Source organism: Haloquadratum walsbyi J07HQW2 (genome assembly GCF_000415985.1).
Taxonomy (GTDB): Archaea; Halobacteriota; Halobacteria; order Halobacteriales; family Haloferacaceae; genus Haloquadratum; species Haloquadratum walsbyi_B.
This window is the reverse complement of record NZ_KE356561.1, coordinates 868624-882143: the sequence shown is the minus strand read 5'-3', so window position 1 is coordinate 882143 and position 13520 is coordinate 868624. Positions and strand designations below refer to the sequence as shown.

At 43.6% G+C, this 13520-nt stretch carries 9 protein-coding genes; 3 read left to right on the top strand and 6 right to left on the bottom strand.

The window, feature by feature from the left end; all coding sequences use genetic code 11:
* Positions 1-104 precede the first annotated feature (104 nt).
* Positions 105-674, bottom strand: a complete 570-nt coding sequence (locus J07HQW2_RS04060; RefSeq protein WP_021054089.1) for a DUF7344 domain-containing protein — start codon at positions 672-674, stop codon at positions 105-107.
* A gap of 491 nt (positions 675-1165) precedes the next feature.
* Here J07HQW2_RS04060 and J07HQW2_RS04055 point away from each other — a divergent pair, with 491 nt between their 5' ends.
* Positions 1166-2311, top strand: a complete 1146-nt coding sequence (locus J07HQW2_RS04055; protein ID WP_303703955.1) for a signal peptidase I — start codon at positions 1166-1168, stop codon at positions 2309-2311.
* A gap of 6 nt (positions 2312-2317) precedes the next feature.
* On the opposite strand, the gene J07HQW2_RS04050 is transcribed toward J07HQW2_RS04055, so the two are convergent.
* Entirely contained in the window at positions 2318-3376 is a 1059-nt protein-coding gene (locus J07HQW2_RS04050; RefSeq protein ID WP_021054086.1) for a DUF5305 family protein, read from the bottom strand.
* A gap of 241 nt (positions 3377-3617) precedes the next feature.
* Here J07HQW2_RS04050 and J07HQW2_RS04045 point away from each other — a divergent pair, with 241 nt between their 5' ends.
* Positions 3618-4169: a response regulator gene (locus J07HQW2_RS04045; protein WP_021054085.1), complete on the top strand. Its 552-nt coding sequence runs from the start codon at positions 3618-3620 to the stop codon at positions 4167-4169.
* Between the two features lie 342 nt (positions 4170-4511).
* Positions 4512-8258 (top strand): PAS domain S-box protein, encoded by a 3747-nt coding sequence (locus J07HQW2_RS04040; protein WP_021054084.1) that lies wholly within the window; start codon positions 4512-4514, stop codon positions 8256-8258.
* Positions 8259-8462: 204 nt separating this feature from the next.
* On the opposite strand, the gene J07HQW2_RS04035 is transcribed toward J07HQW2_RS04040, so the two are convergent.
* The 4 genes from J07HQW2_RS04035 to J07HQW2_RS04020 form a co-directional block, all read right to left on the bottom strand.
* Positions 8463-9635, bottom strand: coding sequence for an ABC transporter ATP-binding protein (locus J07HQW2_RS04035; RefSeq protein ID WP_021054083.1), 1173 nt, complete (start codon positions 9633-9635; stop codon positions 8463-8465).
* Between the two features lie 129 nt (positions 9636-9764).
* Entirely contained in the window at positions 9765-10691 is a 927-nt protein-coding gene (locus J07HQW2_RS04030; protein ID WP_021054082.1) for a carbohydrate ABC transporter permease, read from the bottom strand.
* A gap of 2 nt (positions 10692-10693) precedes the next feature.
* Positions 10694-11764 (bottom strand): carbohydrate ABC transporter permease, encoded by a 1071-nt coding sequence (locus tag J07HQW2_RS04025; RefSeq protein ID WP_021054081.1) that lies wholly within the window; start codon positions 11762-11764, stop codon positions 10694-10696.
* A 264-nt stretch (positions 11765-12028) separates the two neighbouring features.
* The gene (locus tag J07HQW2_RS04020) at positions 12029-13327 is read right to left on the bottom strand and encodes an ABC transporter substrate-binding protein (protein WP_021054080.1); all 1299 of its coding nucleotides are present in this window, start codon (positions 13325-13327) and stop codon (positions 12029-12031) included.
* Between the last annotated feature and the right edge of the window lie 193 nt (positions 13328-13520).

Genomic DNA, 13520 nt, shown 5'->3' with positions numbered 1-13520 from the left:
AGCTAATGACGATCCCCTACTTGAGGTGTACGTGCATGATCCCAGAGATGTAGATCGTTTACGATTCACTGAATTTCACCAAATTATCCTACTGAATAAAATCTTCACTGTAATTCTGGTGGGGGCCCAGAGTCACCAAGCTCCATACGTTTTCGCTGAATTGTCTGGATTATTCCTGCAGCAGTATACGCGCCAAGCATTCCAATTGTAACGATAATGAGTTGACTTCGCTGAAGAACGCCAACTCCAGCGTATGTGAGTCCAACAAGTACACTGAATGCGACTGTCAATCCAATGTAAAATATACTCCACGGAATATCATCGTTTGCTACAACTTCAAAATAAATATTTAGATTATCGGCAGCGTCAGTAAGATTAACTATTCGGTTTTCTTCATCATACTCGACAATACCTTCTTCATCGAGTGTCGAAAGGTGCGATTGATACAATGAAATATAGACCCGTTTTCGTTCCTGTGAATTCAGCTGTTCAATCGGCTTTTCATTCTCCCATGCGGCTACTTGCTCAGCGAGGTCTTGGACGCTCACTCCTGTATCTGATTGTTTGAGATGGTGAATAGCGTATCGCCGACGCTGATCGGAAAGAATATCATATGCTTCGTCTGTCGATAATGGCTTTATATCGTTTTGTTGTTCAGCAGTGTCGGCTACCATCAAACTAATTCGTATGATGAGTGTTGATTCAATGCATATCAAACCCACGAATTGTGGAACTTGGAGCCACACTCCGTGACTATGAAGATCAGCGTCTAGATATTGAGTCAATTACGATTGAAAATGATAATCCTCTGATTATCGTCATCAAGCTCTCAATTGCCGACGAAGGTCGACCAACCTCTGATCAGACATCCATATTGGATAGAACAAGAATAAGATAAATTGAGACCTGTTGATATGAACTGATCATACTGACATTGTATATGCTACCGATGTTTTCGATTGCTAATGATGGGGACTACACACAGTTGGAATGAAGCTGGTAAATAAAAAGGGAATATGATTATAAAACACGGGTAAATTCGATTTAGGTCTAAACCGAGCGATGGGATATTATATTATCAACATGATTGATTAATTTGATTGCTATATGATTGAAAGACACTAAATGACTGAGATATTATATCCAATTACTGAATATGGTGTTAGTGCAGTCGATTAAACGGATTGGAGGCGCGCTAGCACTGTTATTTGTTCTTTCAATGCTTGCCGGGGCACTCCTTGGACAACCAGTCGGTCCGGCATATGTTGAAACGGGTAGTATGGATCCGACTATTAGCACCGGTGATGGATTCGTTGCCATTCCAACAGCATTAGCTGGACCGATTGAGGAAGGCGATATTGTCACCTTTGATGCTGTTAATCTCAATGGTGGTGGATTAGTAACGCATCGAGTCGTTGAGACAACATCAGAAGGGTACATTACCCGTGGTGACGCAAACGTTGTCACCGACCAGGATGGCTCTGAACCGCCAGTCAGTGAGTCACAGATTGTCGCCAAAGCGCTCACAATCGGTGATTTTGTCGTTATTATCCCGAATCTTGGAACCGCAGTCACCACGATGGGATCATTTACGACGACAGCACAAGAAGAATTAGCAGTCGCACTTGGAACACGAGCCATCCTCGGTGGACAGGGACTATCATATATTCTTATCGGATTTGGTGGAGTTGCATATGCACTTTCAGCATATGCAGAAAACAGCCGATCTACGCGCCGACGGGATACCTCGCGCTCGTCAGGAAAGATCAATCCGACAATCATCATTACTATCTTGATATTACTTTTGATAGCTACTCTTACGATGAGCATGATCCTTCCAGGTGGTGTCCATCAATTTCAGTACGTGAGTTCAGAGAGCGATTCTGCTGGAATTTCTGTTATTGGGCAGGGCACGAATGAAACAGTTGGCTATCAAGTCCCAAGCAATGGGTGGATTCCAGTTGTCGTGATGATTGAACCAGCGAGTGATAATGTCGCTGTCTCTGATAAACAGTTAGTCGTCCCCGCACAGACAACAGCGGAAACGAATGTGACGATTTCTGCGCCGCCCTCAACGGGAGTGTATGTTGATGCAATAGTTGAACACCGATATCTGGCTTTTCTACCGCGTGAGATAATCGTTGGATTATATCGTATTCATCCATGGGTACCGCTCGTTACGATCAACACCGTCGTAGGCGTTGCATCACTTGTCGTCGCAACGACGCTCATTGGGCTTGACCCTATTCGAATTGGTCGTCGACAACGTGATGTCCCGTTGTTAGTCAAAATTCGTCGGTGGCTCGAATAAACGCCATCATTCATCAACAGAGAGATTCAACCAAGATGAAACAGCGGTCGGGTCACGTGCGTAGTAGTAAATAATGTTCTCATCAACGACACTGTACGTCTCAAGATCAGAGTCATAAATAACGCGTTTGTTTGTGTCGATTGCAATGTCGACAATCCCTTCAAGTGAATCTATATATACATACTCACTTGCTGCGCCGGTTGGCAGTTCACCCTCTGATATCCACTCATCATAGCGATCACGAACAACAGCAAGCTCTAGTTCGGCTGGATCATCCTGTCGACGTGCCCAAATGAGTACAGTAACCCCAGCGATGAACAAAATGCCACCACTCCCAGCTAATAGTTGTACTTGCTGTATATTCGGCTGCCCAACATACTGCTCTGATGACTGTGTTTGGCTTTTTGTTGTGCTATCTCCAATTTCAGAACTTACCCAATATGCCTCAGATGACGATTGAATCGTAGTTGTTGAACGCAGTTGTCCTTCATATTTATTTCCGTTATCAACCGGTGAGCTGTACGTCACAACAAATTGTAACTCTCGTGATAGCGTTCCGGTACTTCCAACAGCCGACTCAAATGGATCAATTCGTGATAAGTAATCCGAAATTGTCAACGTTGTATTATGCTGGACCTCACCATTTTGTACTGTCCATTTATTATTTGCAACCACTTCTTGTCGGTCCCAAAACACTTCACCACGAAATGTTGCTTCATAATTAGCAATAACTCGATAGGAAACGTCTACTGATCGATCCTGTGGAACAGATATTGCTGTACTGAAAGTGACATCGGGTGAGGCATTCTGAAAGTAGACAGGATGATTTTGGAGTGTCCGTCCACGGTCAAACAGTTCTGTCGGACCGGTAACTGTTGCACGATGGTCTGTATCAAATGAAAACGATTGAACATTTGTGTCTTCTGGGCTTGTCTGTTCGACTGGTGGGTTCGTATAAACAAATCCTGCTGCGGCAAAAGCAGCAACCGCAGACAATACAAGTAATACGCTAATAACTTGACCGTACCGCGTAGCATAATACTGTAAGCGTACGTCTGTTGCCATTACAAATTGACTGTTATATGTTGAACTGCTTCCGGAGAAATATATCTTCTTATATATATACTCTACTTTTTGACCATATTGATATCAACTGATGCCGTGATAATATTTATATGAAAATAAATACGAAATGTATAGATGTAGCATCATGAATACAGAAGCGAACCATCTCTCACCCTCATGACTCAATTATGATACTTGTGACTGTCTCGGCAAATACATATCAGAAAGTCGGAGTGGCATCATGAGCAGCGATAAAGAGCGAATATTAGTCGTTGAGGATGAACCAGAACTGGCGGATTTGTATGCGGTATGGCTTTCTACGAAGTATTCTGTCGATGTCGCATATGGAGCTCAAGAGGCGATTACGAAGGCTGATGAGTCGTTTGATATTATGATTCTTGATAGGCGGATGCCAGAACAGCCAGGTCGAAAAGTACTTCGGGAGGTGCGGGACGCAGAGTATCGTATACAAGTGGCTATGGTAACGGCAGTTGAGCCAGATTTCGATATTCTTGAAATGGAGTTTGATGATTATGCAGTCAAGCCAATCTCACGTGAGGATATGCTTAATCTTGTCTCAAATCTCATTGACCGAGAGTCATACAGTGAACTTGTAAATAAAATGTATGAACTTTCGGAGAAAAAGGCACTACTTGAAGAGCGAAAAGACCAGCGGCAATTATCGGATAATGGTGAGTATCAACAACTTATCGAAAACTTAGATTCAATTAAACAACAGGTAGATGAAAAAATCGGACAAATAAATACACAACAAGCGTTCAAAAATATTTAATTCACGGATCCTACTCAGGAATATAATAATATTAGTTGAGTCCCAGCGCTTGGTCGGTTCGTAATCATCATTGGATTAACGTTTATACATTACTGCGACATCGCTTTGAGTAGCGCTTTTGATATCAAACAAACATCATATCATCACATTGTAGGTTCACGTATTCAAGCCGAGATGTGATCTTCTTCGGCAGTGGTAATTAATATAACATCTTATACAATGAGTGAATTGACCAATAAAGCGGTCTATAAGTATATGTTAATCTAATTTGACGGGTATAATCACGCTGAAACGTATTATTGAAATACGAATATCTTAGTGGATTCAAATGAGATAAACCGTATGAGCCCTGCGCCAGGCGGTGTCACCGAGTCAGATCACTCGGGACTTCTTCGACTTTCTGCCGAACTCAATCACGCAAAATCAATATCGGAGTCCGCAGCGGTTGTTGTCGAAATCTTCAATATTGAGTTTGACGCACCGCTGTCTGCAGTCTGGCAATATGATAAGAAAACTGAGTTGCTTGAACCAGTTGTTCAGTCAGAACCGGCACAGGGTATTATCGGTGAGTTACCAACACTTCCACCGCCATCACTTGCTGGTCGAGCATATGATGAGCAACAAACCAAACACATCCGTAATGTTCCACAGGCTGATTCTGTACACAATCCCGATACAACAATTCAAAGTGAGATAATCGTTCCTATCCCAGAATTTGGTGTCGTAACGATTGGCATGACTGACGTGGATGCATTCTCCGATTCAGACGCTCGACTCGCAGAACTCGCGGCTTCGAATCTTGAAGCTGCAGTGAATCGAATTAGGCGAGAGCAGCAATCCAAGACAGAACATGAGTGGCGACAAATTCTCTTTGAGGGCTCACGAGACGCCATTCTTGTCAGTGATACGGATGGATCTATTATCGAAGTAAACACCGCTGCGTGCACACTAAGCGGATATGATCGAAGCGAAATCCGTAATCAACGATTAGAGAAATTTTTATTTGATGGCGACTCGGAGGCATATCAATCATATCAACAACGAGTTCTTAATGATGAGTCACTGAGCGATGATATATCTATTTCGTGTGCTGAAGGTGATTCTGTTGCTGTGTCATATTCAAGTCGACGTGTTGAGGTAAACAATTCAGTGTACGTTCATACGACGGTGCGTGATATCAGCGAAAAGCACGCTCGTCGCGAACAACTCGCATCGCTTGAGTCAGCAATTGACGAAGCAAATGATGGAGTCGCGATTATTGAAGACGGCAAGTATACATATGTTGATGAAACTCATCTCGAATTCTATGGCTATGATGATAAAGAGCAATTACTCGGTGAGAATCTACAGGTAATATATGATGACCCAGCTAAGATCAAACGAATTGAATCGGATATTTTGCCGACGTTACGTGCTGAGGGGTATTGGCGTGGGATAATAGCCGGATCAAATGGTGAACACGATTTTCCGAGCGAACTTTCACTCACCCGTATTGATGAGTCGCGGATTATCTGTATTGTTCGTGATGTGACAGAAAAGCACAGACGGGTTCAAGAACTTCGCCAGAGCGAGCGACGGTTTAAATCGGTATTTGAGGATCCACAATTACTGGTTGGACTCACTGACACGGACGGAACAGTTATTGATATCAATCAACGGGCATTAACCTATGTTTCAGCTGATTATGCGACAATTTGCGGAAAGGATTTGTGGAAGACGGAATTCTGGAACCATGATGAAGAACTCGTCACGTCGATTCGTGAATGGGTAGCTCGCGCAGCGGACGGCGAGTATATAACGTATGAGTCTGAGATACCAGATGAAGCCGGTGATACTCGATACCTCAGTGGTACTGTCCGACCAGTGACGGACGTAGATGGAGTTGTGCAATCGCTTCTCATTACCGCATATGACGTCACTCAAAGCGAGCGACGGCAACAAGAATTAGAGTCATTCCAACAAGCAATCGAACAGGCTAACGATGGGGTCGCAATCCTTGGAGACGATGGGTACGATTATGTCGACCAGACACATGCCGACATGTACGGGTTTGAGAGTCCAGCCGATCTCCTCGGCGAGTCGTGGCATCGGTTATACGACGAGGAAGAGGCTGAACGACTGCGGTCAGAAGCATTCGAATCGCTTGAATCAACAGGATACTGGCGTGGAGAAGTAACCGGAACTCGACCAGATGGGAGCAGTTTTCCTGCAGAAATTTCGTTGACTGCTGTTGAACACGGATCCGTTGTCTGTACGGTTCGTGATGAGACAGAAAGAAAAAAACAAAAACGAAATCTTCAGCGCGAACGACAACAGTTTGAATTACTGACCGAAAGCATCGATGAATATGCGTTTATAGTGCTTGATAAAAATGGGACAATTACCTCGTGGAATGATGGAGCGAAGGATCTCTTTGGATATAGTCCTGAAACTGCTGTTGGCATGTCAGCCACTGCGCTCCATCCTGACTCAGAGCGACAAGAGAATGTCATCCAACGATTATTAACTCAAGCTTCAATACAAGGCGAAAGTGCTCATGAAGGACAGCGTGTCTGTGAGGACGGGTCAACGTTTTATGCAGATGTCCGATGTACGCCGGTTAAAACGGATGATGAATCGTTCCTTGGATATGGATTGATCGTTCATAACCTGACCGAAAAACGGCGTCAACAGCAGCGGACAGAGCGATTCGTTGAAGAATCAGTTGATGTTGTTACAATTGTTGATGAAGATGGAACGCTCTCATATGTGAGTGCTGCTTCAGAACGTGTCCTTGGATACGATTCTGACACTCTCTCTGGGACAAACATCTTTGATTATGTTCATGTGGATGAGCAAGAAGCGGTAATGAATGAATTTGTCAATGTCATTGAAAACCCGGCGCAGACATCTGAGTGTGAATTCCGTTTCCATGCGCCCGATGACACATGGTTGACTGTCAACGCTCGAGCGCGAAATTACACTGATGATGAAAGCGTTGGTGGTGTCTTAATATATATCCGCGATATTAGCCAGATCAAAAAGCGTGCACGACGATTTGAGGCAATATTCAATCAGCAATATCAAGTTTCTGGATTGCTCGATACGGACGGAACGATCCTTCGGCTCAACAATGCACTCTCCTCAGCAGAAACTGAGATCGCGGATGACTCTCAAATTGTCCAATTCTCAGATCTCCCACTATGGACACACTCGGATGAGCTTGTTGAGACAATCCAGCAGAGTATCAATCGGGCAGCCGATGGTAAAAGCGTTCAACAGACACTTGAGGCAATGTCTGCAAATGGACTTCGGTTACTTGATCTCTCAGTTCGACCCATAACTAATTCTGACGGAGACATTACACTACTCGTAGTTGAGGCTCGTGACATCACCACACAAGAGCGGAAACGACGACACTTGCAGGTTCTTCAGCGAGTAATTCGACATAATATCCGCAACGATATCACGAAGCTTCGAGGATTCCTTGATCTTACAATCGGGGCTGATGATCATGAAAGTCGACAAACGCATGGTTCGAATATTCATGAAGTGCTCGACAATTGGGAAATGATTACAGAAAAGACACAACAAATACAGAAATTAATTCAAAAACAGGGCACTGGAACGGAGTTCATTGACGCCAAATCCGGATTAGATGGGATCGTTGAGCGTCTTAAATCGTCGAAGGCACACAGTTCTGTATGTCTTGAAACCACCGAGACAGTCAGTGTTGATATGCCGAATGTAGTACTAGTTGCCGTCGATGAGCTAGTTCAAGATTTCACACGCGGGGTAGACAATACTTCTGTAGATACAGATACAGCAATTAATATTAATGTTGAATTAGTGATATCAGAAGCTGATTGGGTTACGATTAGGGTTACAGCTGATAGACTAATTTCGAATATCAAATCAGCAGTGCTTGAGAGTGGAGAAGAGACACAATTAGAGCATGCCAAAGGACTCAGTCTATGGCTTGTCAATGTAGTTATTATGCAGGCTGGAGGGTCGATTGCGGTTGAGAGAACGGATAACAATACAATCGTTACAATCCGTATTCCAACCCGGAGCCGACGAAAACAGGCAGGTGCAATCACCCTCAGCTGATAAATATCTACTTTTGATCGCAGGCATCAAATCATCAGTTGATATCTGCGATTGGAGTCAACATTTAATTTATTTGATAGTGTATCTAATTCGCTACTATGTCACGATACTCAATCAAATGCTCTGATCATGATACCTGTATCAGACATTCTCCGATTGCAGTGCACCTGCGTCGATACTTTCAGTAAATAGTTCAAATAAGTATCACTGCAATCGTGGCGTCTCAACAGAGCCAATATCAGTTAGTGATCGGTTCATGAGCGCCGTGCCATTGTGCGTATCAAACAAATGAATCCCCTCTGGAGGTATCTCAACAATCACATTATCGCCACTGTTGATAGTCTGCATGCCACTAACTGTGGCAATGAAAGTCTCTGACTGAGATCTGTTATCCGTAGCAAACTGAAGATAAATATGATTTGACTCACCAACCGGCTCAACAACATCAACCACACAGTCAAAACAGTGATTATTTGCCTGAATCGTATCATCAGCATCTTGATGCAGTATTACATCTTCTGGTCGGACACCGAGTGTAATCTCACGCGTGCCTCCAATGGCTGATTGGATCTTTTCTGAGAGTGGGTATGAAAATTGTTGGGCAACAAATGTTCTTGATTTGATTTTCCCATTGAAGAAATTCATTGATGGCTCTCCGATAAATCCAGCAACAAATCGATTTTGCGGTGTATGATAGCATTCGAGTGGTGTCCCAACTTGTTGAAGAGTTCCATCATCGAGTACAGCGATTCGATCACCCATTGTCATTGCCTCTGTTTGATCGTGTGTAACATACACTGTCGTGACATCAAGATCAGCCTGAATTCGTTGTAGCTCCGTTCGCATCGTCGCACGAAGCTTTGCATCGAGATTCGACAGTGGCTCATCCATTAAAAAGACAGCCGGGTCACGAACAATCGCACGACCAAGAGCAACGCGTTGTTGCTGCCCACCTGAGAGTTCTGCCGGGGTTCGATCAAGGAGTTCGCTAATATCCATCAATGTAGCCGTCTCTGTGACTGTGTTAGCAATCACATCATCTTCGAGAGTTGTTGATTCTTCGAGTCCAAATCGCATATTCTCACGAACAGTCATGTGTGGATACAATGCATACGACTGAAATACCATTGCAATATCACGGTTAGCAGGTGAGACACCGTTGATCCGACGGTCCTCAAGCGTGATATCGCCGTTTGTCACCGTCTCAAGCCCAGCGATCATTCGGAGTGTTGTTGATTTTCCGCATCCAGATGGTCCAACAAGCACGAGAAACTCGCCGTCATCGATAGTCATCGATACTTCATCGACAGCAGTAACTTCATTATTCTGTCCACTGTTGAACTCTTTCGTGACATCTGTGAGCGTTAGTGTTGCCATTATTCTATCAATTATGTTATTTGAATTATCCGTGCGCTTCTGTGCGAATTCTAATATTCAATATGCATGGTACAACATTATTACTGCCAGTTGTGAACATCGTCTCGCCGTGAGCTATCTTAGCGAAAATCATGTTGTCACTCCTTTCGCAAAACGATCGCCAAAGAAAATGTATATTATGAGTGTCGGGAGGGCAGCAACAAGCGCTGCAGCCATTCGAAGGGGAAAATTTGTTCCTGATTGTGAGACACCAATTCCGACGAGTTCCTGTGTCACAACAGACGCATCACCGAACTGGACAATCGTCAATGCGAATAATAAATCGTTCCATATTTGTGTGAATTGATATATAAACACTACAGCAAACATCGGAACTGAAAGTGGTAGAATGATTCGCCAGTAAATGGTCGATATCGATGCTCCATCAAGACGTGCGGCTTCAATCATCTCTGAGGAGAGTTTTTTATAATGTGCCCGGAATAATAGAGTGCAAATTGGAATTCCATATGCGGTATGTGTAATAATCAATGCAAGTAATTTCCAATGATACTCTGCAATGAGTGGTACTGATGCTGCCACTGTTGTGAAAATGCTCTGTAGTGGAATCACATTATACCAGAACTGCGTCAGTGGCACTAGCACTGCCTGATATGGAATAAAAATTCCCGCAACAAACAGTATATAAATCCCAATTTGTCCGCGCCAATTGACTGTCGTCAATGCATACGCAGCCATGCTTCCGAATAACCCAGAAAACACTGTCGCTGGAATCACAAGCACAAAACTATTGAGTAATCCCCCAGTCAAGCTGTTGACTGCATTTATCCACGGTTGAACTGAGAATGACCCTGTTCCAGGAATTAACGGTTCTAATGGTGGAAGAAACGGAGTATTTCCTGTGTATGATGCTGGTGTGGTAAAGGCTGTCATTATGCCGGTCTCAATTGGAATAAGATAGAATCCAGCCATCGCTAGCAGGACGATATAAAGCCCAATTCGCTTGAGTTTCGCCACCAGTGACTGACGATTTGTTTCAAGTATACGTTGACGACTCATTTTTACAGATCTCCTCTGCGGTATTGTGAGTACAAATATGGTCCGACAATAAACAATGCCATGACAAATAATACAACTGCAATTGTTGATCCATATGCCCAGTTTTGATTTGCATATGCTTCTCTAACCATTCGCGTCGCCAGAATATCAGCGGATGGTCCTGGTTGATACCCTGAGTACATTGAAAATAAGAAATCGAACGCTTTCAATGCGAACACGGTGATGACAACAAGTGCACTGACTGTTGCTGTTCGTAACTGCGGGATGATTACCCGCCGATACATTTGAAATGTGCTTGCACCATCAACTCGGGCAGCCTCAAAATGACTTGAGGGAATGCCCCTGAGCGCAGCGAGATACACTATCATTGCATAGCCACTAAACTGCCAAACAAGTGCAAATGCAACTGCAGCAAGCTTCAGCTGTGGGTTTTGGACAATTCTAATTGGACCTATCCCAAACGCTTGTAATGTAATGTTAATCAACCCCGTCTGCGGGTTGTACATATATAACCAGAATTTCGCTGTTACAACGAATGAGAGGCTCATTGGAAGTAGATATATTGTCCGAATGGTATTTTCAAATCGGATCTTTTGATCAACTAAGATCGCGAGCACCAAGCCAAGAAGCAAACAAACAGCAGCAAACCCAATCATTAGCACTATTGTGTTCTGTGTTGCATTCCAGATAGGTTCAATGCTGAGTGAAGACCATGATGGTGTTCCACCGGTGAATGCAACGATATAATTTTCAAAATCTAGTGTGCTGTAGTCTGGTTCACCAAGTCCAGCAAAGTCTGTCAGTGATAACAGTATATTCCAGATAATAGCACCATAAATAAACAATCCAACTAAGCCGAAAGGAATAATCCAAAATGGGGCTGAACGCACAATATCACGCCGCAGAAATGACTGTACACGAGTGAATAATTGCTGAAATTGGTCAACACCAGAGTCACGCTGTCCGGATTGCGACTGTTGTCCTGACTCTTGACGGCGTTCACGCCTGCGTTGGTCTTCTCCGACGTTATCGAATCCAAAGTGGGATTTACATTTTTCAAAGAGTCGATACATACTTTATGATAATTTATATACAGAGCATGTCAAACTGAGTAATAATTACTATCTTCATATTGGGTTCTGCGTGACCTCTAATTGCGTTGTCTACTTTTTTTATTAGCACTGATACATTAAGATATTTTACATATATTCGTCTAGTACATATAACCTACTCATATCAGGTTTGTATCAGCCGATTCTATTTTGACACCGAGTTAATATTCTTATGAAGATTGCTTCCCCCAAAATTTAGATTTATCACGTAATATATATCAACAGTTATTCAAAAGCGCTAACAAGTTTATCTGCCGATTGATCGGGTTCATAGCTTTCGAGGAAGCCACTGAATGCGCTCCCAATATTGGTCGCTACACCCGGCGAAACAGCAAGTCCATGTTGAATCGATGGCGGTTGATTATCTGCGGTAGTAAAGTCATCATACTGATCCTGTTGGAATGAGTTGAGCGCTGAGACATCGGCATCTTTTCGAGGTGGAATTGATCCTTTTGCCTTATTGAAACGAACTTGTCCCTCAGTACTTCCACAGTATCGTAAGAATGTCTTCGTTGCCTCTGGGGATGGGTTGTTTGCGAAATACGGGAATGAGTCCATATTGAGTAGATAGCTACCCTCAGTGCCTGGATATGTAATCTGATTCCAGTCCTCTCCATATTTGAATCCCTCAGTTCCGGTATAGGCACCAGCTGCCCAGTCACCTTGGTGAATGAATGCTGCATCACCCTCTATTATCATCGTATTAGCTTCGGTGAAGCTAATTGAAGAGCTATCAGTTGGGTAATACTCACGTAACTCATTGACACTTTCAAGAGCGCGCTGTACCTGTGACACATCACCGTTTCCTTCAGTGTATGCAGTATAGCCATCAATTCCAGCTTGTGCAAGAAGGGTTGTTTCCCATAGCTGAACCGTTGACCATCCACTGCTTGTCTGCTGTGCGAATGGAATAGCATCGGTACTTTCTGCGACGGTCGAACAGGCGTCAACAACATCTGCCGGTGACGATAGCGCGTTTGGATCAACGCCCGCCTCGTCGAGGACTGCCGTATTGTAGAATAGATTATTAATCCGATGAATATTCAGCGGGACTGTTACATATGTACCGTTCAGTTTTGCTTGCTCTTTAGGACCAGCTAAGTAATTATCTTTCAGATCATCCGTCCAAACATCCTCTTCAATACTCTCATACGCTCCATCGAACTTTGTTAATGTCTCTCCTGGCCACGTCTGGAATGTGCTTGGTGGATCGTTTGCCTGGAGCCGATTTGAGATAACCTGATCAAGATTCCCGCGAGCCGCACCATTAACTGGCTCCTCAGCGAATGAGACATCCGGATGTGCTTCTTGAAATCCTTCGATCAGCGAAGCGACAGCTGCGTTTCCGTCACCGGACGACCATGCATGAAGAAGTTCAATTGGACTTGTATTGCTTTCAGCTTCCCCAGATGCGTTCGTGGAGCTACTGTCACCACCACTACACCCTGCTAAACCGGCGACACTCGCCGACCCAGTCGCTGCTAAAATATCTCGACGTGAGAGTTGTGTTGTATTTTCTGTCATTGATTATTTCCTGCGAAACATATCCTGCCTTCTGAACCGCTAATTCCAATGATAGATAACAACATGTGAATATCTAAAGATTATGATTTACCATGTATAATTGAAACATATACAGACCATCGTAATTGCATTAATTAGTGTAATCTATGCGATAGTTATAAGAAATTTCTCATTTATGATAGTGAAATGAATG